This is a genomic window from Rhodoferax sp. WC2427 (assembly GCF_040822085.1).
Taxonomy (GTDB): domain Bacteria; phylum Pseudomonadota; class Gammaproteobacteria; order Burkholderiales; family Burkholderiaceae_C; genus Rhodoferax_B.
On the sequence record NZ_CP162006.1, the window covers coordinates 1,100,265 to 1,125,656 of the forward strand.

18 protein-coding genes are annotated in these 25,392 nt (G+C 65.6%); 16 read left to right on the forward strand and 2 right to left on the reverse strand.

The genetic code is table 11. The annotated features are described in order from the left end of the window. Positions 1-84: 84 nt before the first annotated feature. From AB3G31_RS05330 to AB3G31_RS05375, 10 genes are all read left to right on the forward strand, one after another. The gene (locus AB3G31_RS05330; protein WP_367849157.1) at positions 85-774 is read left to right on the forward strand and encodes a Bax inhibitor-1/YccA family protein; all 690 of its coding nucleotides are present in this window, start codon (positions 85-87) and stop codon (positions 772-774) included. Positions 775-835: 61 nt separating this feature from the next. Continuing rightward, positions 836-1,927, forward strand: a complete 1,092-nt coding sequence (gene apbC / locus AB3G31_RS05335) for an iron-sulfur cluster carrier protein ApbC (RefSeq protein WP_367849158.1) — start codon at positions 836-838, stop codon at positions 1,925-1,927. An 8-nt stretch (positions 1,928-1,935) separates the two neighbouring features. Further along, positions 1,936-2,892 carry a LysR substrate-binding domain-containing protein gene (locus tag AB3G31_RS05340; RefSeq protein ID WP_367849159.1) on the forward strand — a complete coding sequence of 319 codons (957 nt, stop codon included), beginning with the start codon at positions 1,936-1,938 and terminating at the stop codon, positions 2,890-2,892. A 266-nt stretch (positions 2,893-3,158) separates the two neighbouring features. Continuing rightward, positions 3,159-4,790, forward strand: coding sequence for an OFA family MFS transporter (locus tag AB3G31_RS05345; RefSeq protein WP_367849160.1), 1,632 nt, complete (start codon positions 3,159-3,161; stop codon positions 4,788-4,790). Positions 4,791-4,837: 47 nt separating this feature from the next. Beyond that, the gene (locus tag AB3G31_RS05350) at positions 4,838-5,317 is read left to right on the forward strand and encodes a formate dehydrogenase subunit gamma (protein ID WP_367849161.1); all 480 of its coding nucleotides are present in this window, start codon (positions 4,838-4,840) and stop codon (positions 5,315-5,317) included. Continuing rightward, positions 5,314-6,840 (forward strand): formate dehydrogenase beta subunit, encoded by a 1,527-nt coding sequence (locus tag AB3G31_RS05355; RefSeq protein WP_367849162.1) that lies wholly within the window; start codon positions 5,314-5,316, stop codon positions 6,838-6,840. The genes AB3G31_RS05350 and AB3G31_RS05355 overlap by 4 nt, the downstream gene beginning before the upstream one ends. A gap of 71 nt (positions 6,841-6,911) precedes the next feature. After that, the gene (fdhF, locus tag AB3G31_RS05360; RefSeq protein ID WP_367849163.1) at positions 6,912-9,782 is read left to right on the forward strand and encodes a formate dehydrogenase subunit alpha; all 2,871 of its coding nucleotides are present in this window, start codon (positions 6,912-6,914) and stop codon (positions 9,780-9,782) included. 2 nt (positions 9,783-9,784) lie between these two features. Then, positions 9,785-10,621 (forward strand): formate dehydrogenase accessory sulfurtransferase FdhD, encoded by an 837-nt coding sequence (gene fdhD, locus AB3G31_RS05365; RefSeq protein WP_367849164.1) that lies wholly within the window; start codon positions 9,785-9,787, stop codon positions 10,619-10,621. Continuing rightward, complete coding sequence (locus AB3G31_RS05370; protein WP_367849165.1) at positions 10,618-10,854, forward strand: formate dehydrogenase subunit delta; 237 nt, start codon at positions 10,618-10,620, stop codon at positions 10,852-10,854. The genes fdhD and AB3G31_RS05370 overlap by 4 nt, the downstream gene beginning before the upstream one ends. Before the next feature lie 773 nt (positions 10,855-11,627). After that, positions 11,628-12,086 (forward strand): GNAT family N-acetyltransferase, encoded by a 459-nt coding sequence (locus AB3G31_RS05375; protein ID WP_367849166.1) that lies wholly within the window; start codon positions 11,628-11,630, stop codon positions 12,084-12,086. Here AB3G31_RS05375 and AB3G31_RS05380 read toward each other — a convergent pair. Continuing rightward, a complete protein-coding gene (locus tag AB3G31_RS05380) occupies positions 12,083-13,027 on the reverse strand; it encodes an SMP-30/gluconolactonase/LRE family protein (RefSeq protein ID WP_367849167.1) in 945 nt (314 codons plus the stop codon). The genes AB3G31_RS05375 and AB3G31_RS05380 overlap by 4 nt on opposite strands. A 225-nt stretch (positions 13,028-13,252) precedes the next feature. On the opposite strand from AB3G31_RS05380, the gene AB3G31_RS05385 reads away from it, so the two are divergent. Together AB3G31_RS05385 and AB3G31_RS05390 are read left to right on the forward strand one after the other, a co-directional pair. Then, positions 13,253-14,986, forward strand: a complete 1,734-nt coding sequence (locus AB3G31_RS05385) for a diguanylate cyclase (protein WP_367849168.1) — start codon at positions 13,253-13,255, stop codon at positions 14,984-14,986. Positions 14,987-15,032: 46 nt separating this feature from the next. Beyond that, complete coding sequence (locus tag AB3G31_RS05390) at positions 15,033-17,564, forward strand: ABC transporter permease (protein ID WP_367849169.1); 2,532 nt, start codon at positions 15,033-15,035, stop codon at positions 17,562-17,564. Positions 17,565-17,634: 70 nt separating this feature from the next. Here the strand turns inward: AB3G31_RS05390 and AB3G31_RS05395 are convergent, their stop codons facing one another. Continuing rightward, entirely contained in the window at positions 17,635-18,816 is a 1,182-nt protein-coding gene (locus tag AB3G31_RS05395) for an AI-2E family transporter (RefSeq protein WP_367849170.1), read from the reverse strand. A 397-nt stretch (positions 18,817-19,213) separates the two neighbouring features. On the opposite strand from AB3G31_RS05395, the gene AB3G31_RS05400 reads away from it, so the two are divergent. The 4 genes from AB3G31_RS05400 to AB3G31_RS05415 all read left to right on the forward strand — a co-directional run bounded on the left by AB3G31_RS05400 (position 19,214) and on the right by AB3G31_RS05415 (position 25,384). Continuing rightward, the gene (locus tag AB3G31_RS05400) at positions 19,214-21,301 is read left to right on the forward strand and encodes a hypothetical protein (protein WP_367849171.1); all 2,088 of its coding nucleotides are present in this window, start codon (positions 19,214-19,216) and stop codon (positions 21,299-21,301) included. A 256-nt stretch (positions 21,302-21,557) separates the two neighbouring features. Beyond that, positions 21,558-21,962 carry a group II truncated hemoglobin gene (locus AB3G31_RS05405; protein WP_367849172.1) on the forward strand — a complete coding sequence of 135 codons (405 nt, stop codon included), beginning with the start codon at positions 21,558-21,560 and terminating at the stop codon, positions 21,960-21,962. Positions 21,963-21,964: 2 nt separating this feature from the next. Continuing rightward, on the forward strand, positions 21,965-23,143 hold the full coding sequence (locus AB3G31_RS05410; RefSeq protein ID WP_367849173.1) for a rhomboid family intramembrane serine protease: 1,179 nt from the start codon (positions 21,965-21,967) through the stop codon (positions 23,141-23,143). Between the two features lie 105 nt (positions 23,144-23,248). Continuing rightward, positions 23,249-25,384: an EAL domain-containing protein gene (locus AB3G31_RS05415; protein ID WP_367849174.1), complete on the forward strand. Its 2,136-nt coding sequence runs from the start codon at positions 23,249-23,251 to the stop codon at positions 25,382-25,384. Positions 25,385-25,392: the final 8 nt, after the last annotated feature.

The following is a 25,392-nucleotide window of genomic DNA, read 5'->3' on the forward strand; positions in this document are numbered from 1 at the left end:
AGGGATGAATACTTCACGATTCTCTGCTTTTTTAGTAGCCGTGGCGCGCGTATGGTTGGGTTTTCTGCCACTTAGGAGCAATCCATGGAACACATTTCCCCCTCCGGTCGCCCGGACCCCGCGCTGATCACCCAGACACCTTCCACACTGCCCGGCGCCGCCCACCGCGTGCTGCGCAACACCTACGCGCTGCTGTCGATGACGCTGCTGTTCAGCGCCGCCGTGGCCACCGCGGGCATCGTGCTGCAGGCCCCGGCTCCCGGTCTGATCGTGATGCTGGTGGGCATGTTTGGCCTGCTGTTTGCCGTGCACAAGCTCAAAAACAGCGGCTGGGCCATTCCCGCCGTGTTTGCCTTCACCGGCTTCATGGGCTACACACTGGGCCCCATCGTGGCGCGTTCGCTGTCCATGCCCGGCGGTGCCCAGGTGGTGATGCTGGCGCTGGCCGCTACCGGCGCAACCTTTTTGGCCTTGTCGGCCTGGGCGGTCACGTCCAAGCGCGACTTCAGCTTCATGGCGGGCTTTTTGTTTGCCGGTATGGTGATCGCGATTCTGGCTGGCCTGGCCGCGGTGTTCATGGAGATCCCTGCGCTGAGCCTGGCGGTGTCGGCCATGGTGGCCCTGCTGTCAGCCGGTTTGATCCTGATGGATACCAGCCGCATCGTCAACGGCGGTGAAACCAACTACGTGATGGCCACGGTGGGCTTGTACCTGTCGATCTTCAACCTGTTCACCAGTTTGTTGAGCCTGTTCGGCATCGGCGGCGACGAATAAGCCTACCGGGATAGGGCGCAAAGTTTTGGGCATAGACTACGCGCCCCCACAGGAGTTATGCATGCCTTTCTCAGAACAACAGGTGCTGGACGCGGTTAAAAGCGTCATCGATCCCAACACCGGCACCGATTTCGTCTCCACCAAAGCCATCCGCGGCCTGAGCGTGCAGGGGGCCGATGTCCGCTTCGGCATCGAGCTGGGCTACCCCGCCCAAAGCCAGCACGCCGCCCTGCAAGCCGCACTGGTGGCCGCCGTACAGGCCCTGCCCGGTGTGGGCCAGGTCAGCGTGACCATTACCACCAAAATCTCCGCCCACGCGGTGCAGCGCGGCGTGCAGCTCCTGCCCGGTGTGAAGAACATTGTGGCCGTGGCTTCGGGCAAGGGCGGCGTGGGCAAGAGCACCACCGCCGTGAACCTGGCGCTGGCGCTGGCGGCTGAGGGGGCCCGCGTGGGCCTGCTGGATGCCGACATCTACGGCCCCAGCCTGCCCATGATGCTGGGTATCCAGGGCAAGCCCGAGAGCCTGGACGGCAAGAACATGGAACCCATGCAAAACCACGGCGTGCAGGCCATGTCGATCGGTTTCCTGGTGGACCAGGACCAGGCCATGGTCTGGCGCGGCCCCATGGCCACCCAGGCGCTGGAGCAGTTGCTGCGCCAAACCAACTGGAAAGACCTGGACTACCTGGTCGTCGACATGCCGCCCGGCACCGGCGACATACAGCTCACACTGAGCCAGCGCGTGCCCATGACCGGCGCGGTCATCGTCACCACGCCGCAAGACATTGCCCTGCTGGATGCGCGCAAGGGCATCAAGATGTTTGAAAAGGTGGGCGTGCCGATTCTGGGTATCGTGGAAAACATGGCCGTGCACGTGTGCAGCCAGTGTGGCCACGTGGAGCACATCTTCGGCGCCGATGGCGGCAAGAAGATGGCGGCCGAATTCGGTATGGACTACCTGGGTGCCCTGCCGCTGAACCTGCAGATCCGGGTGCAGGCCGACGGTGGCCAGCCCACCGTGGTGGCCGAGCCGGACGGCGAGATTGCCGGCCTGTACAAGGCCATTGCCCGCCAGGTGGCGGTGTCGATTGCGGGCAAGAACAAAGACTTTTCGTCGAAATTCCCCACCATTTCCATCAGCAAAGATACCTGACCCAAGCCATGAACCTCATGGCCGCCATGCGCTACTTCTCGGCGCTGCACGAGCACAAGCACTTTGGCCGCGCCGCCCTGGCCTGCCACATCACCCAGCCCGCCCTATCGAACGCGCTCAAGGCGCTGGAGGACGAGTTTGGCGTGGTCATCGTGCGCCGGGGCCGTACCTACGAGGGGCTGACGCCTGAGGGCGAGCAGGTGCTGCTGGCCGCGCACCGCATGCTGCACGAGCACGAGGTGCTGCAGCAGGCGCTGAAAAGCGAGGCCGACTACCCCCGGGGCCGCCTGCGCATGGGGGCCATTCCCACGGCGGTGCCCGTGCTGTCGCGGTTTGCGGCCATGCTGCAGGCCCGCCACCCGGGCATCCAGCCGGTGGTGCTGTCGCTGAGCTCGCTGGAGCTGGAGACGCGGCTGGAAGACCTGTCGCTGGACCTGGCCCTGGGCTACACCGACCGCATGCACCAGCGCGCCGTCAAGCTGCAGGCCTGGCCGCAGTACGACGAGTACTACTTTCTGGTGCGCCGCGCCGCGCAGCCCCACCCCGACGGCCTGCAGATGCGCGACCCGGTGGCCTGGCAGACCCTGGCCGATCTGCCGCTGTGCCTGCTGACCCCCGAAATGCACAACCGGACCATCATGGACGCGGCCTTTGCTGCCGCGGGCATCCAGGTGGTGCCCGCCATCGAGACCAATTCCATCTTCTCGCTGGTGCTCAGCGTGGTGGACGGCAGCGTGTGCAGCGTGCTGCCCGGCGGCTTGTTGGCGGCCGTGCTGGCCTACCGCGAACTGGAAGCGCTGCCGCTGGTCGCGCCCGAGGTGCGCACCCCCATCGGCTTCATGGCACCCGCCGTGGTGCGCCACTCGCGCGCCATGCAGGCCGCCCTGGCGCTGGCCGAGTCGCCCGACTGGCTGCGCCACGTCAGCGCCCACAGCGGGCAATTGGCTGGGACTTGGCCGCTGTAATCCGGGTGGACTGTTGCTATTGTTTTTAAGTATAAAAATAGTAGCTTCTCATGCTGATTGAATTAGCGCAGAGTGCTGATTTAATGCCTGAAAAATAGCCCTGAAATGCCCAAACAGGCAGGGGCTGCTGCGCTGCACCATTCGCACTTTGAATCACCCCATGTAGAGATTCCATTGGACCCACCCGGGCCGCGCCTGTACAAACCGCTCCGACACGATGAAATCCGCCGCATACCCGGGGGATAAAAAAAACGGAGACACATCTCATGGCAGGATTCCTGGACAAGGAAGGCACCATCGCGGGCCCTGGATTCAACCGCTGGTTGGTCCCCCCCGCAGCGCTGGCCATCCATCTGTGCATCGGCATGGCCTATGGTTTTTCGGTCTTCTGGCTGCCGCTATCCAAGGCGCTAGGGATCAAGGAAAGTATCAAATGTGGACCCGAAATTGGCTTCTTCCAGGAGCTGTTTGTCACTAACTGCGATTGGAAGATTTCTACCCTGGGCTGGATGTACACCCTGTTTTTTGTGCTGCTGGGCTCGTCGGCGGCGCTGTGGGGCGGCTGGCTGGAGCGTGCCGGTCCGCGCAAGGCCGGTGTGGTGGCCGCGCTGTGCTGGTGCGGCGGCATGCTGATCTCTGCGTTGGGTATCCACCTGCACCAGTTCTGGCTGATGCTGCTGGGCTCGGGCGTGATCGGCGGCATCGGCCTGGGGTTGGGCTACATCTCGCCCGTGTCCACGCTGATCAAGTGGTTCCCCGACCGGCGTGGCATGGCCACCGGCATGGCCATCATGGGCTTTGGCGGCGGTGCCATGATCGGCAGCCCGCTGGCGGCGGATTTGATGAAGCATTTCGCTAGCCCCACCGACGTCGGCGTGATGCAGTCCTTCATCGTCATGGCGCTGGTGTACTTTGTGTTCATGCTGGCCGGTGCCCTGGGCTACCGCGTGCCCGAAACCGGCTGGAAACCCGCCGGTTGGACCCCACCCGCGCCCAATACCAGCAACAACATGATCACCCAGCGCCACGTGCACGTCAGCAAGGTCTGGAGCATTCCACAGTTTTGGCTGGTGTGGATGGTGCTGTGCATGAACGTCAGCGCCGGTATCGGCGTGATCGGCATGGCATCGCCCATGCTGCAAGAGGTGTTTGGCGGCTCGCTGATTGGCCTGACGCAAAAGTACGGCGAGCTGGACAAAACCCAGCTGGCGGCCATTGCCACGGTGGCGGCGGGGTTTACCGCGCTGCTGAGCCTGTTCAACATTGGTGGGCGCTTTGTGTGGGCCAGCCTGTCCGACAAGCTGGGCCGCAAGATCACCTATGTGGTGTTCTTCGTGCTGGGCGGTGCCATGTACTTCAGCGTGCCCGGCAGCGCGGCAGCAGGCAGCATCCTTTTGTTTGTGGCCGCACTGTGCGTGATTTTGAGCATGTACGGCGGTGGTTTTGCCACCGTGCCCGCCTACTTGGCCGACCTGTTTGGAACGCAAATGGTGGGTGCCATCCACGGCCGCCTGCTAACCGCCTGGGCCACCGCCGGTGTGCTGGGCCCGGTAGTGGTGAATTACATGCGGGAATACCAGCTGGGCCTGGGCTTGCCGCGCGAACAGGTTTATAACCAGACCATGTACATCTTGATGGGCATGCTGGCGGTGGGCCTGGTGTGCAACCTGCTGATCCGCCCGGTGGCCGACAAGTACTTCATGACCGATGCCGAACTCGCCGTAGAAAAACGCCTGGCGCATGAAAAAGCCGCCGGTTCCGAGCTGCGCGGCAGTGGCACCGGCAGCAGCGCTGCGGTGAACCCGGCCTTCGTGGCGATGGCCTGGATGGCGGTGGCTTTGCCCCTGGGTTGGGGCATCTACCGCACGCTGCTCAGCGTGGCCAAATTCTTCCATTGATACTGCAACCAGAAAAGAGCGCCTAGCGCCCCACCGGCAAGCCCACCATGACACCTGACCACACCTTTGATGCCGTTGCCACGGCAGTTGCTGCCCACCAGCACCTGCCCGGCGCGCTGATGCCCATCTTGCACGCCGTGCAGGACGCGCTGGGCCACATCCCCGCCGATGCCGTGCCCAGCATCGCCAAAGCGCTGAACCTGTCCACCGCCGAGGTGCACGGCGTGGTCACCTACTACCACCACTTCCGTTCCGCGCCTGCGGGCCGCCAGGTGGTGCAGATCTGCCGGGCCGAGTCCTGCCAGTCCATGGGGGGCGAGCAGCTCTGGGCCCACGCCTGCGTGCGCCTGGGCCTGCATGGCGACCACCCCGGCACCACGCCAGACGGCGCGGTCACGCTGGAGCCGGTGTACTGCCTGGGCCTGTGCGCCTCGTCCCCGGCCATGGTGGTCGATGCCAAGCTGCATGCGCGCATGAATATCCAAAAATTCGACCGCCTGGTCGCCCAGGCCGGGAGCGCAGCATGATCATCTATGTCCCCTGTGATTCCGCCGCGTTGGCCGTGGGTGCCGACGAAGTCGCTCTGGCCGTCCAGGCCGAGGCCGACCGGCGTGGCCTGGCCATCGAGCTGCGCCGCAACAGTTCGCGCGGCCTGTTCTGGCTGGAGCCGCTGGTCGAAGTGGTTACGCCCGCAGGCCGCATCGCCTTTGGCCCGGTGGCCGAGGAAGACGTGGCCAGCCTGTTCGATGCCGCCTGGGGCGCCAGCCACCCGCTGCACCTGGGCCGCCCGGAAGACATGCCTTTCCTGCAAAAGCAGGAGCGCTTGACCTTTGCCCGCATGGGCATCACCCGCCCGCTGTCGCTGGCCGACTACGAGGCGCATGAAGGCTTTGCCGGTCTGCGCAAAGCCCTGCAACTCAGCCCCGCCGAGGTGGTGCAGCAGGTGCTGGACTCCGGCCTGCGGGGCCGGGGCGGCGCGGCCTTTCCGGCAGGCATCAAATGGAAGACGGTGGCTGCGGCCCAGGCCGCGCAAAAGTACATCGTCTGCAACGCCGACGAGGGCGACTCTGGCACCTACTCTGACCGCATGACCATGGAAGGCGACCCCTTCATGCTCATCGAGGGCATGGCGATTGCGGCGGTGGCCACCGGGGCTACCCAGGGCTATGTGTACATCCGCTCCGAGTACCCGCACGCCGTGGCCACCATGCGCAGTGCGATCGAATTGGCCACCGCCGCAGGCTTTTTGGGCGAGCAGATGCTGGGCAGCGCGCACAGCTTTCATCTGCACGTGCGCATGGCCGCCGGGGCCTATGTCTGCGGCGAAGAAACCGCCATGCTGGAGAGCCTGGAGGGCAAACGCGGCATCGTGCGCGCCAAGCCGCCGCTGCCTGCGCTCAGCGGCCTTTTTGGCAAGCCCACCGTCATCAACAACGTGATCACGCTGGCCTCCGTGCCCATCATCCTGGCGCGCGGTGCGGCCTTCTACCGCAACTATGGCGTGGGCCGTTCGCACGGCACCTTGCCGATCCAGCTGGCGGGCAACATCTTGCACGGCGGCCTGGTGGAAAAGGCCTTTGGCGTGACCCTGCGCGAGCTGATGTATGACTTTGGCGGGGGCTCGGCCAGCGGCCGCCCCATCAAGGCGGTGCAGGTGGGCGGGCCGCTGGGCGCGTACGTGCCCGAGTCGCAGTGGGACATTCCGCTGGACTACGAGGCCTATGCAGCCGTAGGCGCGGTGGTGGGCCACGGCGGCATCGTGGTGCACGACGACCGGGCCAACATGGCGCGGCTGGCCCGCTACGCCATGGAGTTCTGCGCCATCGAGTCCTGCGGCAAGTGCACGCCCTGCCGCATTGGCTCCACCCGCGGTGTCGAGGTGATCGACCGCATCCGCGATGGCGAAAACCGGCCCCAGCAGGTCCAATTGCTGCGCGACCTGTGCGACACCATGGTCCACGGCTCGCTGTGCGCCATGGGCGGCATGACGCCGTTTCCGGTGCTGTCGGCACTGAACCACTACCCCCAAGACTTCGGTCTGCCCGTTTAACTTGAAACAACTTTCATGGCTCGGCGTGCCCTGCACCCAAATCCATGAAAGTTAGGCTCCAGGAGTACACCATGCACAACCACACAGAAATTGACTTTGGCACCCCCCTGCGCACCTCCACGCAAGAGGTCACGCTGGAGATCGACGGCGAGTCCGTCACCGTGCCTGCGGGCACCTCGCTGATGCGCGCGGCGGTGGACGCGGGCATCAACGTGCCCAAGCTCTGCGCCACCGACAGCCTGGAGCCGTTTGGCTCCTGCCGCCTGTGCCTGGTGGAAGTGGAGGGCCGCAAGGGCTACCCCGCTTCGTGCACCACGCTGGTCGAGTCGGGCATGAAAGTGCGCACCCAAAGCCCCAAGCTGCAAGAGCTGCGCAAGGGCGTGATGGAGCTGTACATCTCTGACCACCCGCTGGACTGCCTGACCTGCGCCGCCAACGGCGACTGCGAGCTGCAAGACATGGCGGGCGTGACCGGTTTGCGCGAAGTGCGTTACGGCATGGAAGGGGCCAACCACTTCCATGCCAAGAAGGACGAGTCCAACCCGTACTTCACCTACGACCCGGCCAAGTGCATCGTCTGCAACCGCTGCGTGCGCGCCTGCGAAGAAACCCAGGGCACGTTTGCGCTGACGATCTCGGGCCGGGGCTTTGAATCCCGCGTGTCGGCGGGGCAAGACCAGCCGTTCATGGAATCCGACTGCGTGAGCTGCGGTGCCTGCGTCTCGGCCTGCCCCACCGCCACCCTGACGGAGAAGACCGTCATCATGATGGGCCAGCCCGAGCACAGCAAGATCACCACCTGCGCCTACTGCGGCGTGGGCTGCGCCTTCAAGGCCGAGATGAAGGGCAATGAAGTGGTGCGCATGGTGCCCTGGAAAGACGGCAAGGCCAATGAAGGCCACTCGTGCGTCAAGGGCCGCTTCGCCTGGGGCTACGCCACCCACAAGGACCGCATCACCACCCCGATGATCCGCAAGAGCATCACCGACCCCTGGCAGGTGGTGGGCTGGGACGAAGCCATTGGCTACGCCGCCAGCGAGTTCCGCCGCATCCAGGCCAAGCACGGGCGCGATTCCATCGGCGGCATCACCTCGTCGCGCTGCACCAACGAAGAAACCTACCTGGTGCAAAAGCTGGTGCGCGCCGCCTTTGGCAACAACAACGTGGACACCTGCGCCCGCGTCTGCCATTCGCCCACCGGCTACGGCCTGGGCCAGACCTTTGGCACCTCGGCCGGTACCCAGACCTTCAAGTCGGTGGAGCAGGCCGACGTGATCATGGTCATCGGTGCCAACCCCACCGACGGCCACCCGGTATTTGCCTCGCGCATGAAGAAGCGCCTGCGCGAAGGTGCCAAGCTGATCATCATCGACCCGCGCACCATCGACATGGTGCGTTCGCCCCACGTGCAGGCCGACTACCACTTGAAGCTCAAGCCCGGCACCAACGTGGCGGTGATCTCCGCCCTGGCCCACGTGGTGGTCACCGAGGGCCTGCTGGCCAGCGCCTACATTGCCGAGCGCTGCGACGACAAGTCCTTCCAGCAGTGGCGCGACTTTGTCGCCAAGCCCGAGAATTCGCCCGAAGCGCTGGAGCAGGTCACCGGCGTGCCCGCTGCCGAGCTGCGCGCTGCCGCCCGCCTGTACGCCACCGGTGGCAACGCGGCCATCTACTACGGCCTGGGCGTGACCGAGCACTCCCAGGGCTCCACCATGGTGATGGGCATTGCCAACCTGGCCATGGCCACCGGCAACGTGGGCCGTGAAGGCGTGGGCGTGAACCCGCTGCGCGGCCAGAACAACGTGCAGGGCGCGTGCGACATGGGCTCGTTCCCGCACGAGCTGCCGGGCTACCGCCATATCTCCGACTCCACCGTGCGCGGCGAATTCGAAGCTGCCTGGGGCGTGTCGCTGCAGGCCGAACCGGGCTTGCGCATCCCCAACATGTTCGATGCCGCGCTGTCGGGCAGTTTCATGGGCCTGTACTGCGAAGGCGAGGACATCGTGCAGTCCGACCCCAACACCCAGCACGTGGTGGCGGCACTCAGCGCCATGGAATGCATCGTGGTGCAAGACATCTTTTTGAACGAAACCGCCAAGTACGCCCATGTGTTCCTGCCCGGTGCGTCCTTCCTGGAAAAAGACGGCACCTTCACCAATGCCGAACGCCGCATCTCCCGTGTGCGCAAGGTCATGCCACCCAAGGCCGGCCTGGCCGACTGGGAAGTTACCGTCAAATTGGCCAACGCCCTGGGCTACCCCATGGCCTACAGGCACCCGCGCGAAATCATGGCCGAGATCGCCTCGCTGACCCCCACCTTCCACGGTGTGAGCTACGAGAAGATCGACCAGCACGGCAGCGTGCAGTGGCCCTGCAACGAAGACACCGCCGAGCTGGGCACCGAGACCATGCACCACGACCAGTTTGTGCGCGGCAAGGGGCGCTTCATCATCACCCAGTACGTGGCCACCGAAGAAAAGGTCACCCGCAAGTTCCCGCTGCTGCTGACCACCGGGCGCATCCTGTCGCAGTACAACGTGGGCGCGCAAACCCGCCGCACCGAAAACGTTCAATGGCACAGCGAAGACCGGCTGGAAATCCACCCGCACGACGCCGAAGAGCGCGGTATCAAGCCCGACGACTGGGTGGGCATCCAAAGCCGTGCGGGCTCCACCGTGCTGCGCGCGCTGGTTACCGAGCGCATGCAGCCCGGCGTGGTCTACACCACCTTCCACTTCCCCGAGTCGGGGGCCAACGTCATCACCACCGACAACTCCGACTGGGCCACCAACTGCCCCGAGTACAAGGTCACCGCCGTGCAGGTGATGCCGGTGGCGCAGCCGTCCGAATGGCAAAAGTCCTACGCGACGTTCAACCAGAACCAGCTGGACCTGCTGCAGGCAGCGTCCAAAAAGCCGGTGCTGGCCGACGCCATCAAGTAGCCATGCAGCGCACCGAGCCCAACCACCCCGTGCCCGGCGGCCGCCCCGCCGCCGTGGTGGGCGTGCGCGCGGGCAAAGTGTTTGCCGCCACCGACTGGGTGGCCGATGAGGTGGCCGTGGCGCTGGAATACAACGGCATCTCGCACGCGGTGATGATGGCCAGCCCCACCGACCTGGAAGACTTTGCCCGCGGCTTCTCGCTTACCGAGGGCATCGTGGACACGGTGGACCAGATCCGCGACATCGAGCTGGTGGAGTCGCCACAGGGCCACACGCTGCAAATCGAGATTGCCGCCGCCTGCTTTGCCCGCCTCAAAGACCGCCGCCGCAGCCTCACCGGCCGTACCGGCTGCGGCCTGTGCGGCACCGACAGCCTGGCCCACGCCGTGCGCCGTCCCGCGCCCGTGGCCGCGCCCGCCACCCCTTTTGCCATAGCGGCAGTCGCCCGTGCCCTGGCCGCCCTGCGCAGCCAGCAGCACCTGCTGGACGCCACTGGCGCCACCCATGCTGCCGCCTGGTGCCATGCCGACGGTCGCATCGCCCTGGTGCGCGAAGATGTGGGCCGCCACAACGCGCTGGACAAGCTGGTCGGCGCGTTGCAGGTGGCCCGTCTGGATGCACCCAGCGGCTTCATCGTGGTCACCAGCCGCGCCAGCTTCGAGATGGTGCAAAAAGCCGCCTGCGCCGGTGTCGCCCTGCTGGCCGCCATCTCCGGCGTCACCGCCCTGGCCATCGACGTGGCCCAGGCCGCAGGCATCACCTTGTTGGGCTTTGCCCGCGGCGACAACGCCAGCGTGTACAGCCACCCCGAACAGATCCAACTGGAACCGCCCCCATGAAAGCCGACAACCTCATCCACATGGCCAACCAGATTGGCGATTTCTTCGAGACCATGCCCGAGCGCGAAGAAGCCCTGGACGACCTCGCCACCCACATCCGCAAGTTCTGGGAACCCCGCATGCGCCGCGCCCTGCTGGCCGCCCTGGACACCGAAGAAGCCCAAGGCATGCACGACATCGTCCAGGCCGCGCTGCGCAAGCACCGGGCGGATTTGCAACCTGCTACGAATTAAGTACCTGGTTGTGCTGATGGAATGGGCGGTGGAGGCTGATTTGGCTTAGAGCGGCGCTAGCCAATGGGGGTCGGATCCCAATTGCGCGAAGCTTGCTGGCGGGTCGAGCACGGTGTACCCCGCATTTGGGCTCCGACCCCTATTGGCGGGTTGACGTTGACGGTTTCTGGGTGGCATGAGCATCCCCGGCCGGGTGGTGCGCCCGGCGGCGCAGTATCTTTTCTTTTGCGCAAAAGAAAAGACACCAAAAGAAAGGCGCCCCAACTGTCTGCGCCCTCCGCTAGCGCTACGGGAACCTGCGGTGCTCGCTTTGGGCGGGGTCTGGCTAAACTCGCTGGCGCTCAAACAACGCCAGCCCTGATCCGCCCAAAGCTGTGCTCCTCGGCGCATACAGATGGGGACCCCGGGGAGCGGGATCGGCCCGGCTGCGCCGGGCATCGCGCCTAGAGCGCGAGCTGGGTGGGCAATTTGCCTGTTTGAGAATTTCAGGCCGTTTTTAAGGTACCAAATCAGCCATTTGTGCTTATGGAATGGGCGTGAGCAGCTCCTGTTTTTTACTACATTAAAAGTAGCAATACGTGTCTGGCGTATGGGTGGCGATTCGTTCAGAGGCAATGGATCGAGTCCCGTCAATGGGGGCTGCACATTGGTTCTATTGCGAATGTGGGCACTCCTGCTCTTCTTGTAGAGTCTTGGCGCTGTTCAATCTTGTATGCCGGCGCGATCGCCTTTTTATGCGACGCGCGGCAGATGAATCACATACACCTTGCCCTATGAATATCCAAGTTGCCACCCCTGCCGATGCGCACAAGCTGGTCAGTTTGGCGGTCCCTTTTCGCGAGCATCTTGCGCGGCTTGCGCCTTCGAACTCCGAATTTAGCGCGAGTATTCGCCTGCTGCTTGCCGCCCACGATGCAGAGTTCTACATTGCGAGTGCCGAAGGGCAGCCGGTGGGTTACGTGCTGCTGCGGTATCGCCATTCCATGTGGGCAAATGGCCTGGAGGCCACCATCGAAGACCTCTTCGTGACCCCCACGCTGCGCAAGCAAGGCACGGGCAAAGCACTCATCCAGTTCGCGCTGGCCCGAGCAAACCGTGCGGGTTGTAAGTCTGCTTGTCTCGACACCAATGAGTTCAATGTGGCCTCTACAAAAATCTACTCCGACCTTGGGTTCAATGCGGTGTCCAAACGCTGGAACGGGCGTCAAATTTTCTTTCGCAAGGAGCTTTAACCCCCCGCCACCCCCTGCACCCCCACATACAAGGCATACACCGACTGGCTCGCCGCCATGAACAGGCGATTCCGGGCCGGGCCTCCGAAGCACAGGTTGGCGCAGCGCTCGGGCAGGGCGATGTGGGCGAGGGGGGTGGCGTCGGGGGCGAAGACCACCACGCCGTCGCGACCGGGGGGGCCGCCCCAGCCGGCCCACAGGTTGCCGTCTACATCGCAACGAAAGCCGTCGGGGCTCTCGCCCTCGGCGCAGGTCACAAACACCCGGTCATTGACCAGGCGCGTGCCGTCCACACCATGCTCTACACCAAACACCCGGATGCGCCGGGGCGTGGCGCCGGACTCGACCACGTACAGGCGCTGGCCATCGGGTGAGAAGCACAGACCGTTGGGCCGGTCTACCGCGTCGGTGGCCACGGTGCACCGGCCGGTTGCGGGGTCGAAGCGGTAGACGCAGGTGGGCTGCTCGGGCACGGCGGCATGGCCTTCGTAGTGGCCCAGGATGCCGAAGGGCGGGTCGGTGAACCACACGCTGCCGTCGGTGTGGACCACCACGTCGTTGGGCGAGTTCAGCGGCTTGCCGTTGAACTGGTCGACCAGCACGGTGATGCTGCCGTCGTACTCGGTGCGCACCACGCGGCGGCCACCGTGCTCGCAGCCCACCAGGCGGCCCTGGCGGTCGCGGGTGTGGCCGTTGGCAAAGTTGGATGGCTGGCGGAACACGCTGACCGCGCCGGTCTGCTCCTCCCATTTCATGGTGCGGTTGTTGGGGATGTCGCTCCACAGCAGGTAGCGCCCGTCGCCAAACCACACCGGCCCCTCGGCCCAGCGCATGCCGGTGGCGATGCGTTCCACGGCGGCGTTGAAGAGAAAGTACGGTTCACCGCGCGGGTCCAGGACGGTGATGTCGGGGTCGGGGTAGCGCGTGCAGGGTTGCCACATGGGGGGCTTTCGGGAGGAAGGTGGGCGGTGCGGGAGGGAGGCCACGGTATACCGTTGACCATCATCAATCTACCAGTAAAAGTTGTGTACTTTTGCTATCGGTGAAAGTCATTTCCTGTTGAAATCTACCGCAAACCGACTGAATGCTGATTGAGGGGATTTATGGTTTGTGCTGCTGAACGCTACCGCATATTCCGTTGGATGGGTGCGTGGATGCTCGCCTGGATGTGTCTTTGGAGTAGCGCAGCCCGGGCGGCAGAGGTGCCTACCGTGGTGCTGACCAGCGCCGCGACCGGCGTGTCATTGGTAGGCCGTACCGGGGTGCTGGTCGATACGCAGGGGGATATGGACATTGCCAGCGTGCGCACGACTGCCGTCGATGCCCTGTTTGCCGTGCCAGGCAAACTCATCCAGCAGGCGGGCCTGGACGGGCATGCGCGCTGGTTCAAGTTCCAGTTGCGCCAAACCGGCGAAGAGGGCGCATGGCTGATCGACAGCAACCAGTCTGCAGCGCGGGAGATCCAGGTCTTCGGCCCGTTTGATGCGCAGGGGCGGGCGCTGGCCGCGCCGGTGGATATCGGGTTCCTGTCGGCCTCGGCCATGTCGTCTTTGGGTGGCAACCGGGCGGTCTACCGGTTCAGCCTGGAGCAGCCCGGCGATTACACGGTCTACCTGCGGGTGGCATCCTACTTTCCGGAGTATTTTGCGTTTACCGTCTGGGACGCCGCGGTATTCGGGCAAGCCGAGCAGGGGTGGTCGCTGTTCCATGGCATCTGCTACGGTTTTTTGCTGGCCATGGTGGCCACCAATTTGGTGCTGCTGCTGGTGTTCCGCGATGCCATGTACAGCCACAATTTCTTGGCCAGCATGTTCGCCCTGCTCACGTTGACGGCCATCAACGGCCATCTGGCGCGGTATCTTTTGCCGGGCGCCCGGTCCTGGGTCCCCTACATCCTGTCGGCGGCGATTCCGCTGTGGGTGACTTTTGCGGGGCTGTTCAGTCTGCGCTTTCTGGCCTTGGAGGAACACGCCCGGCGCCTGGACCAGTGGACCCGGCGGGTGCTGGTGCTGGGCCCGGTGGCGGCGGTGCTGGCGCTGATGGGCTGGTTTCCACTGTCGCTGCTGTTGACCCAGGCGATCGGCTTGTTCGTGCCGTGCCTGATGTGGTGGGGCGGCTTTGTGGTGCTGCGCCGCGGCGGCCCGCCCGCCCGCTGGTACTTTGCGGGGTTGACCTTGCTGGACCTCTCGGCGGTGGGTACGGTGCTGAACATCTATGGCGTGCTGAAATTGTCGTTTCCCTACCTGCTGCTGCAACTGGGGGCGGTGGTGGAGACCCTGGTGTTTGCCATCGCCATCGGCAGCCGGATCCTGCGCATCCACCGGCTCAACGGGGAACTGGGCCTGCGCACCCAACAGCTCAGCGCCGCCGCGCACACCGATGCCTTGACCGGCATCTACAACCGCGCGGGCTGGACCCAGCATGCGCCACAGCTGATCGCCCATGCGGGCAGTTCTGCCTTGCTGCTGATCGACCTGGACCATTTCAAGCCCGTGAACGACCAGTTTGGGCACGCGGCGGGCGACGCGGTGCTGTGCAGTGTGGCCAAGCGGCTGGGCACCGAGGTGCGGGGCCGGGGCATCGTGGCCCGGCTGGGCGGTGACGAATTTGTGGTGCTGCTGTCGGGGCGGCTTGACCGCAAACAGTTGGTGCTGCAGGCCCAGAACCTGATTCTGCTCATCTCCCAGCCGGTGCCCTACCAGGGGCAGTTGCTCAACGTGGGCGCCAGCGTGGGGATTGCCCGCTATCCGAAGGACGGTGCGGCATTGCCCGAGCTGATGAACGCCGCCGACCGCGCCATGTACTACGTGAAGGAGCGCGGCCGGGCTGGCTTCGCCTTCATGGAGGACGTGAAAGCCGCCGCGTCCATGCCCGCCGGGCTGGAATCGGCCACCGGATAGCCCCCACACTGCGGGGTCGGTGCGAAATCGAATAAGGTACGGCCCCATGCATACCCCATTCTGGCGCCTTGGCTGGCGCACCCTCTGGCGCGACCTGCGCTCCGGCGAATTACGCCTGCTCATCGTGGCCGTGACCTTGGCCGTGGCCGCGCTCAGCGCCGTCGGCTTCTTTGCCGATCGCCTGCAAGGCGGCCTGCAGCGCGATGCCCGCCAACTGCTGGGCGGTGACGCGGTGGTCTCCAGCGACAACCCCACCCCTGCCGCGTTCCTGGCCCAAGCCCAGGGATTGGGCCTGCAAACCGTGGGCACGCTGACCCTGGCCACCATGGGCCGGGCGGACGACGCGCAGGGCGGGGCCAGCAAGCTGGTGGCCCTGAAAGCCGTGGTGCCCGGCTACCCGCTGCGCGGCAGCTTGCGCATTTCCGAGGTGGCCGACGTCGCCGATGAAAAGGCCGCCCACGCCACCCGTGACATCCCAGCGCCGGGCACGGCCTGGGTCGATCCGTCGCTGCTGGAGTCGCTGGACCTGAAGATCGGCGACAGCCTGCTGCTGGGCGACAGCCGTTTGCGCATCACCCAGACCATCGTGACCGAGCCCGACCGGGGCGGCGGCTTTATGTCGTTTTCGCCGCGGGTGATGGTGAACCAGAGCGATATGGCCGCCACTGGCCTGGTCCAGCCCGCCAGCCGGGTCAACTACCGCTTTGCCGTGGCCGGAGCCGACCCCGCCGTGCAGCGCTACGTGCAGTGGGCCACCGAAGAGGTCAAAAAGCCCGACAGCCACGGCGTGCGCATCGAATCGCTGGAAACCGGCCGCCCCGAGATGCGCCAAACCCTGGACCGCGCCAACAAATTCCTGAACCTGGTGGCCCTGCTGTCGGCCCTGCTGAGTGCCGTGGCCGTGGCCCTGGCCGCGCGCGGCTTTGCGGCCAACCACCTGGACGACTGCGCCATGCTGCGCGTGCTGGGCCTGAGCCAGCGCACCATCGCGCTGAGCTACGCCTTTGAGTTCGCGCTGGTGGGCATCTTTGCCAGCGCGCTGGGCGTGGCCATCGGCTACGGCGTGCACAACCTGTTCGTGCTGCTGCTGGCCGGCCTGGTGGATTCCAGCCTGCCTGCGGCGACCCTGTGGCCGGCGGCGCTGGGCATGGGCATGGGGCTGACGCTGCTGTTCGCCTTTGGCCTGCCGCCGGTGTTGCAGCTGGCCGCGGTGCCGCCGCTGCGGGTGATCCGCCGCGACGTGGGCGGCTTGAAGCCCGCCTCCGTGGGCGTGCTGGGCCTGGGCGTGCTGGGCTTTGCCGCGCTGCTGCTGGCGGCCAGCAGCGACATCACGCTGGGCCTGATTGCGGTGGGTGGCTTTGCCGCCGCCGTGCTGGTGTTTGCGGGCCTGGGCTGGGTGGCGGTGAAGCTGCTGCGCCGCAGCGTGAACGAGGCCACCGCCCCGCGCTGGCTGGTGCTGGCCACGCGCCAGGTCTCGGCCCGCCCGGCCTATGCCGTGGTGCAGATCAGCGCGCTGGCCGTGGGCCTGCTGGCGCTGATTCTGCTGGTGCTGCTGCGCACCGACCTGATCCAGAGCTGGCGCCAGGCCACGCCGCCTGACGCCCCGAACCGCTTCGTCATCAATGTCATGCCCGACCAGGCGGCAGACTTCCAAAAGAACCTGGCCACCGCGGGTGTGAAAAACTACGACTGGTACCCCATGTTCCGGGGCCGCCTGGTGGCCGTCAACGGCGCGGCGGTGTCCCCCGAGAACTATGTGGACGACCGCGCCAAGCGCCTGCTGGACCGCGAATTCAACCTGTCTTACAGCGCCACCCGGCCGCCGCACAACCCGCTGGTGGCAGGCCGCTGGACACCCGAAGAAAAAGGCGCCGTCAGCGTGGAGGAGGGCATCGCCAAATCCCTGAACCTGAAGCTGGGCGACAGCCTGCGCTTCGACATCGGCGGCGTGCAGAGTGACGCCAAGATCACCTCGCTGCGCAAGGTGGACTGGGGCTCGATGCGGGCCAACTTCTTCGTCATCTACCCTGTAGGCCAGATGGCCGAGGTGCCGGTGACCTTCCTGGGCGCATTCAAGGCCCCCGCCACCAAGGGCTTCGACAACCAGTTGGTGCGCCAGTTTCCCAACATCACCGCGGTGGACCTCAGCAGCACCCTGGGCCAGTTGCAGCGCGTGCTGGACCAGGTGATCCGGGCGGTGGAATTCCTGTTTGGTTTCACCCTGGCGGCCGGGCTGGTGGTGCTGTTTGCCGCCATCACCGCCACCCGCGAAGAGCGCGCCCGCGAATTCGCCATCATGCGGGCCCTGGGCGCGCCGGGCAGCCTGCTGCGCCAGGTGCAGCGTGCCGAACTGGCGGGCGTGGGTCTGCTGGCGGGCTTTCTGGCCAGCCTGGTGGCCGTGGCCGTGGGCTGGGCGCTGACCCGTTTTGTCTTTGAATTTGAGTGGCACGGCTCCCTGTGGGTGCCGCTGTTCGGGGCCATCGCCGGTGCGCTGCTGGCCCTGGCCGCAGGCTGGTGGGGGCTGCGCGACGTGCTGCGCCGCCCGGTGGTAGAGACGCTACGGCGGGCTACGGCTTAGCGCTATTGTTTTGGTAGCTTCTCACGCTGATTCCATCAGCGTGAGAAGCTGATTTTTTATAAATTTTCGGTTAGTTTCCCAGAAACTCCCCTACCGGCTTGAGGTCTTCGATGCGGTCGCAGACCGCCTTCACCACTACCAGGATGGGCACGCCCAGCAGCAGGCCCCACAAACCCCACAGCCAGCCCCAGGCCATCATGCCCACAAACACCGCCACCGGGTTCATCTGGTTGGCGCGGCTGGTGAGCCAGGGGGTCAGCACGAAGCCGACGACGGCATGGATCACCAAAGAGCCGCCGCTCACCAGCAGCACCAGCTCCAGCGAGCCGAACTGCAAAAACGCCACCATCGCCGACCCCGCCGCAATCACCACGCTGCCCAGGTAGGGCACCAGGTTCAGCACGCCTGCCGCAGTGCCCCACACGGCCGCATGCTCCAGGCCCATCGCCACGAAGTACAACCACGTCACCCCGCCCACCAGGGCACTGGTGAACAACTGCACCAGCATGTAGCGCTGGATCTGCTCGTTGATCTGGTTCAGCGCCTGCAGGGTGATCTTCTTGCGGCTGAGCGTGGGGCCGGTCAGTTTCACCAGCTTGCGCCGAAAGCTGTCGCCCGAGGCCATCAGGAAAAACGTGATCAGCGACACGGTGCCGAGCTGCCCCAGCATGCCTACGATGCCCAGGCTACCGTCCCAGACGTAGTTGCGGATGTCAAACCGCGGCTTGACGATTTGCACCCGTTGCACGCCCGGGCCAGCGGGCACGGCGCGGCTGGTTTCCTCGGCCGCCTGTTCCAGTTGCGAGGCAGCCTGCTGCACGGTGGTCAGCGTGTTGCGCGGTGCGCCGGGCAGGGCGCGCAGGGCGCTGCGCAGCTTTTGCGTGGCGGCGGGCAACTGCTCGACCAGTGTGCTGGCATCGTCGCTCAGCGAGTAGGCCAATCCGCCGGTGCCCCCCAGGATGCCGATCAGCAGCACCGCCGCGCTCAGCGCCCGTGGCACCCTGCGCGCCTGGAACCAGTCCACCACCGGTGACAAGGCATAGCTGGACAAAATACCCACCATGATCGGAATGAAAACCGCTGCGGCCCAGTGCAAGGTGTAAATGCTGGCCAGCACGGCCAACAGCCCCAGAGAGAAGCTGCGCACATCGACCGGCATGTGCAGCACCACGCGGCGTGAGCGGTCCAGTTCTGCCGATGGGGCGGGTTCAGGGGTGCCCGGATCAGGGGGCAGGGGGGTGGATTGCGTCATGGCCGATTCCTTGGGGTCCGGAAGTGTCTGGTTGCGGTGCCGCCATGCGGAGGCCGGGGTTGTGTGGCCGCGGGGCGATGGTAAGGCACACCACGCTGTTCGGTGCGGCGGCGGCAGGCCAACCTGTACGGGGGCGTTGGCTTTGGACGGGGTGCGCCCTCCAAAAGCGGTTTGGGTTCTACTATTTCTGTAGCTGCTTACGCAAGCTGGGTGGGCTTGAACGCCCTCTACGGGCAGCAGGTTGTGGATGGCGCCACCACAGGGTATTCCAGGGGGGCAGACGGGCAACTTTTTCCGGACCACAACGCCGAGAAAGGCCATTCATCCTCAATACGGAGGATGTGCATTTGTGCCGCACCGGCCAGACTGCCCCACCTACTTCATCAAGGAGATTTCCATGGTCGCTGGTTTGTTCCGACTTTCCACCCTGGCGGGGTGTATTGGTGTCGCGCTGTTGGCGGGGTGTGGGGGGGACGGCGACAGTGCGCCCGCGCCCGTTGTCACGCCCGTGGCCGCGCAGTTCACCGGCACGGCGGCGACGGGGGCGGCACTCGGCAATGCGGCGGTGGCGGTGTCCAACACAGCAGGCAGCTCGCCCTGTACCGAGGCGTCGATCACCACCACCGCGCTGGGCAGTTACACCTGCACCTTGAAATCCGGCGAAACCGCGCCGTTTTTTATCGTGGTGACCGACCCCACCGGCAACAACCCACCCATGGTCAGCATTGCCACCAGTACCCCGGCTGCAGGCGCACCGCTGACGGTGAACGTGACCCCGCTGACAACGGCGATCGTGGCGCAGCTCAATGGCGGCGACGCCTTGGGCGTAGTGACCGACAAGACCAAGTACGTGGCGGCCACGCTGGAGACCATCAAGACCAATGTGCTGGCGCAGATCAGCTCGGTGCTCACGGCCATTGGCGCGCCTGCGGGCTATGACCCGTTCACCACCAGCATCACCGCCGCCACCGCCGACCAGACCGGCAACACCGCCGACCAGGTGCTGGACGTGTTGAAGATCTCCCGCACCGCCACCAACGCGCTGGCCTTCAGCACGCTGGCCGACCCCACCCCGGTGGTGCTGGCCACGGCGACCGTGGCCGGGACCGCCGTGGCGGCACCGCAAACCAACGTGGCTGATCTGGCCAAGGCCATGCAGCTCATCGCTTTGTCGTGGACGCAGTGCTATGCCTTGCCCGTGGCGCAGCGCGTGACCATGGTGAATGGCGACATTACCGCCGTGGCCGCCGCCTGCAGCAGCGCGGTGACCGACGCCGACAAACCCAGTGGCGCGGCGGCCTTCAAGAACAACGGCTACACCTATTCGCAATGGTTTTACAAGCTGCTCAGCAGCGATGCCATGACCGGCGCCAAGTTCGGCGTGCCCGAGGTCATGGCCTTCTACCCCGCCGATGCCACCCACGCGCGCGACCGGGCCAACGTCAACATCAAATACGTGGACAACGCCGGTAACCCCGGCAACCAGATCACCCTGGTGCGCAATTTCACGGGCTCCAGCACCACGGCCCGCCCCAGCAACTGGTGGATCAGCGGGAACCTGTGGGACGTGGATTTGAGCGTGCGCACCGACATCCGGCGCACCGAAAACTTCGCACCCAATACGCGAAACAACTTCCGCAATGGTTTGTCGCTCTACATCGACGCCCGCAGCACGGCACCGCATGCCAGCGCGTTTGACAGCGTGCAAGTCACCGGGCCTGGTCTACCCACTGTCGGGCTGTGGTACTACCGGGCGTCCAATTCATCGCAATTCACGCTGTCCACGCGGCGCGATACGGCGCCGGTGGCCGATATCGCCACGCTGGTGCCGGTGTGCAGCGGTTGCAGCAGCTTCTGGATGTCCAGGACCCTGGGGGTTGCTGGCAGCGACGCCTCCACCTACCGCACCAACACGCGCTTCCTGGTGGGCAATTCTGTGCAGAGCAACAACAACAGCTTCCAGTGGGCTTCGTACGACGGCACCGATGGTTCGTACAACGGGCAGGCCGGTTCTGGCACGCGGCCCACCAAGGGCGCGGTGTACACCTTCAACCTGTACAGCGGTGCCAATCTCTACAAGACCGAAACCCGCACCCTGCTGGCCGATCTGGTGGATGCCACCCAAGGCATCAACATGCAGTGGCACGGCATCGGCGCGAACACCCGTGCCGCGCTGGACCCGGCCAACGCCGCTTTGAACGGTGCGCAAACCAGCCTGCTGGTGGACTGGACGGTCAACCCGGCGGCCGAGCAAGTGCGTGGCCTCTGGGTCAGCCAAACCGATGGCGGCTATGACAACGCCACGGCTTTTGGGCCCGGCAGCAGCAGTGTGGTGGCAACACCGCTGAGTGGCACCACCTTCACCCAGTTGAGCGGTACCTACATGGCGGATAGCGCACCCTATAGCGGCTTCCGCGAGGTGGGCTTGAACTACCGGATACTGGACGGCAGCAACAAGCAGGCGGTGTACACCTACAACCCTTGAGGTGGGTGGGGTGGGGGCTTTTGCTATTGTTTGAGTAGCTGCTTGCGCTTGTCATATAGGCGATAGAGGCTGTTTCTTCTAAAAAATGCCCACCGGGGACGCGTCCCCGGTGGGCATTTTCATTTCAAGGCGGCACCCGGCCCGTACACTGCATACCGGTGCAGGCCTCACCGCTTGCGTGCTCTATTTTTTGTAGCTGCTTACGCCCATCCCATAAGCGCAAGAGCCTCATTTTTTATAAATTCTGATTTCCACTATGCAGATCCAAGAGAAAGCCCCCGCCGCCACCCCGTTTGAATGGATCGGCGGCGAAGCCCCGGTGCGGGCGCTGGTGGACCGGTTTTACGACCTGATGGAGCTGGAGCCTGGCTATGGCGCACTGCGCGCCGCCCACGGCCCGGAGCTGGAGAACGCGCGCCAGCGGCTGTTCTGGTTTTTGTGCGGCTGGCTGGGCGGGCCGCAGTACTACACCGAGCAGTTCGGCCACCCGCGCCTGCGCGCCCGGCACCTGCCGTTCAAGATCGGCATTCTGGAGCGCGACCAGTGGCTGGCCTGCATGGACCAGGCGATGGGCGAGACCGGCGTGGATGCCACCCTGCGCGCCCGGCTGCGCGACAGCTTCTTCCAGACCGCCGACTGGATGCGTAACCAAGGCGTGTGACGGTGCCGCGACTGCAGCCCATCCCCCCCGCCGCGGGCGAAGAGCACCAGCTCCACCACTGGCTGCACGCCCTGGCCCCCGCCACCTGGGTGACCTATGGGCTGATCGCGCTGAATGTGGTGGTCTGGGCGCTGATGGTGTCCCAGGGTGCGAACCCGTTCAGTCCTCCGGCCGAGGTGTTACTGCACTGGGGCGGCAATGCGGCCTCGGAGGTGCAGCGCGGCCAGGTGTGGCGGCTGTTGAGCGCCCCTTTCTTGCACAGCGGCATCGTGCACCTGGTGATGAACATGCTGGGCCTGTGGGCCATCGGCCAAACCGCCGAGCGCATCTACGGGCACCGGGTGTATGTGGGCATTTACCTGGGGTCGGCCTTGGCCGGGAGCGCCCTGAGCCTGCACTTCTCGGCCCAGCAAACCGTCTCTGTCGGGGCTTCGGGCGCGGTGTTCGGGCTGGCGGGGGTGGTGCTGGTGGCCGTGCTGAGGCACCGCGACAGCATGCCCCGGCTGTTTGGCAAGCCGATGCTGCGGGGGATCGGCTTTTTTCTGGTGTATTCGCTGGCGCAAGGGTTTCTGCAGACGGGGGTGGACAACGCGGCCCACGTCGGCGGGCTGCTGGCCGGGGCGCTGATGGCGTGCATCTTGCCAGTGCGGCCCGATCCGCTGCGGTCGCGCGCCCATGCACGGGGCCGCGAGCTGTTGGCCCTGGCCGCCATGGTGGCGCTGCTGGGCGGGCTGGTACTGCTGGCCCCGCCAGCGGCCGTGGATTTTCAGCGCAAGTACACGGGCGCGGCGGCTTTTGAGCAGGGCATGCGCAGTTTCAATGCGGCGATGCGGCAACTGGGCCTGGAATCGCAATGGCGGCGGGCTGGCAAACTGACCGTGCAGCAGGCCGACGAGCGCAGCCGCAGCGTGCATGCCCCGGCGTTCCGCAAAGCGCAGACCGACCTGGCTGCGGCCTGGCTGCCCCCCGGCGACCCGCGCAATGCGCTGCTGCAGGCGGTGCGGCAACAGGCGGCGTGGATGGCCGAAATGCAGGCCATGGAGTCGGTGACCCCGCCCGGCAGCAGCCAGCCGGAGCCAGCCGATCCGGCCCGCATGGCCGAGTTGCAGGCTTTGATACAGCGCTCGGCCCAGCGCTTTGCGCCACCGCCCGTACCGCAGCCTGCACCGCCCCGCCGCTGATGCCCGATGTACGCATACCGGTTTTTAATCGTGTATGCAGGAAGCCGCCGGGCTTGGGCTAAGCTGGTTGCACAGCATGAGGTACAGCGCATGGAAATGGGCAGCATGGGGGTAGAGCGACGGGATGGCACGGTGGTCTGGTCGCAGGCCCTGCAGCGCCGACTGCGCCTGTGGTTGCAAGCGATCCGCGAGGCCTATGTGGCGCTGCTGCCGGTCACCGTGCTGGGCGTCATGGGCAACACCGTGGCGCAGATTCCCTACCCCCCGTATGTGCAATGGATGGACGCGCAGTTTGGCCCGATTTGGCACGCCCTGGCCATGCAGCTGTACTACGCCACCTTGGGCCTGATGGGGCTGCTGGGCGCGATGGTGATCGCCGTGCGGACCACCACCCTGTACCAGGCCCAGGACCGGCGGGTCGACCGCTCCGTCGTCACGGTGTCGGTGGTGGCAGCCAGCGCCTTCTTGCTGGTGGTGTTGCGCGACCCGCCCGACTTCCAGGTGCTGGGCTATGCCAGCGCATTCCAGAGCATCCTGGTGGGCGTGGCCGTCGCCGAGCTGATGCGCCTGCTGGGCCGCTGGCTGCCCAGCCACACCACCATGGGCGGGGTGGACGGCGGGGTGTCGCTGCAAAGTGCCCTGCACATGACCGGCACGGCGGCCTTGACGCTGCTGGCGGTGTGGCTGGCCCACGGGCTGTGGCGGGGCCTGTCGGACGGCGTGGCCGGGCCGCTGCTGGGGCAGGGGTGGCATTGGTTTTTGCAGCACCGGCCCGGTGGGGACGTGCTCAATTTCGGCATGGTGCTGCTCAACCAGCTGCTGTGGATGGTGGGTATCAACGGCGGACAGTTTCTGTACGCGGTGTCCAGCGCCTCGGGCCTGGTGGCCCCGGCGACGGCGCTGCATTCGGACCATTTGATCTCGCTGATGTTCCTGAACACCTTTGTCCACAACGGCGGGGCGGGCGCGACCTGGGGGCTCATCCTCTACTGCGTCACCCGGGGCAAAGACGCCTCGTTGCGGCGGCTGGCCTGGTATTCGGTGCTGCCCGCCCTGCTGAACATGAACGAGCTGCTGCTGTTTGGCATTCCGCTGGTGCTCAGCCGCACGCTGCTGCTGCCGTTCATTGCCGCCCCCTTGCTCAACTGCCTGATCGCCACCTTGGCCTATGCCGTGTTCGGCATGCCACTGGACGGCCAGCCGGTGATCTGGTCCACGCCGGTGTTCATTTCGGGCTACCTGATGACCGGGGGCTGGGGCGGCGTGGCCGTGCAGGCCCTGTGCCTGTTCAGCAGCACCCTGGTGTACGCCCCGTTTGTGCGCCAATTGGAAAGCGCACGCCTGCAGCGCAACCAGGCGTATTTCAAGTCGGCGCTGGACGTGCTGATGTCCCCCGAAGTCGAGGCCCAGTCGGGGAACCTGGACCGCGCGGATGCGGTGGGTGAAGTAGCCCGCTGCCTGGTGCGCGATTTCCGGGCCGACATCGGCTCGTCCCGCGTCACCCTGGCCTACCAGCCCCAGCACGATGTCCAGGGCCGGGTGGTCGGGCTGGAGTCGCTGCTGCGCTGGACCCACGCCAGCCATGGCCCGGTGCCCACCGCCGCGCTGATCAACGTGGCCGAAGAGTGCGACCTGATCCACCTCATCGGCGCTTGGGTGGTGCAGCGGGTGTGCGAAGACCTGGCCGTGTGGCAAAAGGCGGGCCTTACTGGCTTCACGGTGTCGGTGAATATGTCGCCGGTGCAACTGCATTCCAGCACCTGGGTGCAAACGGTGGCCGATGCCATGCGCACCCACGGCATCCAGAGCAAAGACATCGACATCGAGATCACCGAAGGCCGCACCCTCGCCAACACCGCCCAGGCCGACAAAACCCTGGCCGACCTGCAGGCCATGGGCTTGTCGCTGTCGATGGACGACTTCGGCATGGGCTGCACCTCGCTGCTGTACATGCACCGCTTCAAGGTCCACGCCATCAAACTCGACGGCGTGCTCACCCGCAAGGTGCTGCACAACCCGGTGGACCAGGACATCATCCGCTGCGTCTGCCGCCTGGGCCATTCCCAGGGCGTGTACGTGGTGGCCGAATTTGTTGAACAGGCCGCCCAGCGCGACATGCTGCAAGCCCTGGGCTGCGACTTCTTCCAGGGCTGGCTGTACAGCCCGGCCATGCCCGCAGACAGGATCCCGGCCTACCTGAAGGCCTGGCACAAGGCCACGCAGGTGCTGCCGAACCCGTGAGCTTGCCG

Bases quoted from the DNA above. Each gene is read 5' to 3' on its own strand.
- AB3G31_RS05330 (WP_367849157.1), top strand. From the start codon at position 85: ATGGAACACATTTCCCCCTCCGGTCGCCCGGACCCCGCGCTGATCACC.
- apbC (WP_367849158.1), top strand. From the start codon at position 836: ATGCCTTTCTCAGAACAACAGGTGCTGGACGCGGTTAAAAGCGTCATC.
- AB3G31_RS05340 (WP_367849159.1), top strand. From the start codon at position 1,936: ATGAACCTCATGGCCGCCATGCGCTACTTCTCGGCGCTGCACGAGCAC.
- AB3G31_RS05345 (WP_367849160.1), top strand. From the start codon at position 3,159: ATGGCAGGATTCCTGGACAAGGAAGGCACCATCGCGGGCCCTGGATTC.
- AB3G31_RS05350 (WP_367849161.1), top strand. From the start codon at position 4,838: ATGACACCTGACCACACCTTTGATGCCGTTGCCACGGCAGTTGCTGCC.
- AB3G31_RS05355 (WP_367849162.1), top strand. From the start codon at position 5,314: ATGATCATCTATGTCCCCTGTGATTCCGCCGCGTTGGCCGTGGGTGCC.
- fdhF (WP_367849163.1), top strand. From the start codon at position 6,912: ATGCACAACCACACAGAAATTGACTTTGGCACCCCCCTGCGCACCTCC.
- fdhD (WP_367849164.1), top strand. From the start codon at position 9,785: ATGCAGCGCACCGAGCCCAACCACCCCGTGCCCGGCGGCCGCCCCGCC.
- AB3G31_RS05370 (WP_367849165.1), top strand. From the start codon at position 10,618: ATGAAAGCCGACAACCTCATCCACATGGCCAACCAGATTGGCGATTTC.
- AB3G31_RS05375 (WP_367849166.1), top strand. From the start codon at position 11,628: ATGAATATCCAAGTTGCCACCCCTGCCGATGCGCACAAGCTGGTCAGT.
- AB3G31_RS05380 (WP_367849167.1), bottom strand. From the start codon at position 13,027: ATGTGGCAACCCTGCACGCGCTACCCCGACCCCGACATCACCGTCCTG.
- AB3G31_RS05385 (WP_367849168.1), top strand. From the start codon at position 13,253: ATGTGTCTTTGGAGTAGCGCAGCCCGGGCGGCAGAGGTGCCTACCGTG.
- AB3G31_RS05390 (WP_367849169.1), top strand. From the start codon at position 15,033: ATGCATACCCCATTCTGGCGCCTTGGCTGGCGCACCCTCTGGCGCGAC.
- AB3G31_RS05395 (WP_367849170.1), bottom strand. From the start codon at position 18,816: ATGACGCAATCCACCCCCCTGCCCCCTGATCCGGGCACCCCTGAACCC.
- AB3G31_RS05400 (WP_367849171.1), top strand. From the start codon at position 19,214: ATGGTCGCTGGTTTGTTCCGACTTTCCACCCTGGCGGGGTGTATTGGT.
- AB3G31_RS05405 (WP_367849172.1), top strand. From the start codon at position 21,558: ATGCAGATCCAAGAGAAAGCCCCCGCCGCCACCCCGTTTGAATGGATC.
- AB3G31_RS05415 (WP_367849174.1), top strand. From the start codon at position 23,249: ATGGGGGTAGAGCGACGGGATGGCACGGTGGTCTGGTCGCAGGCCCTG.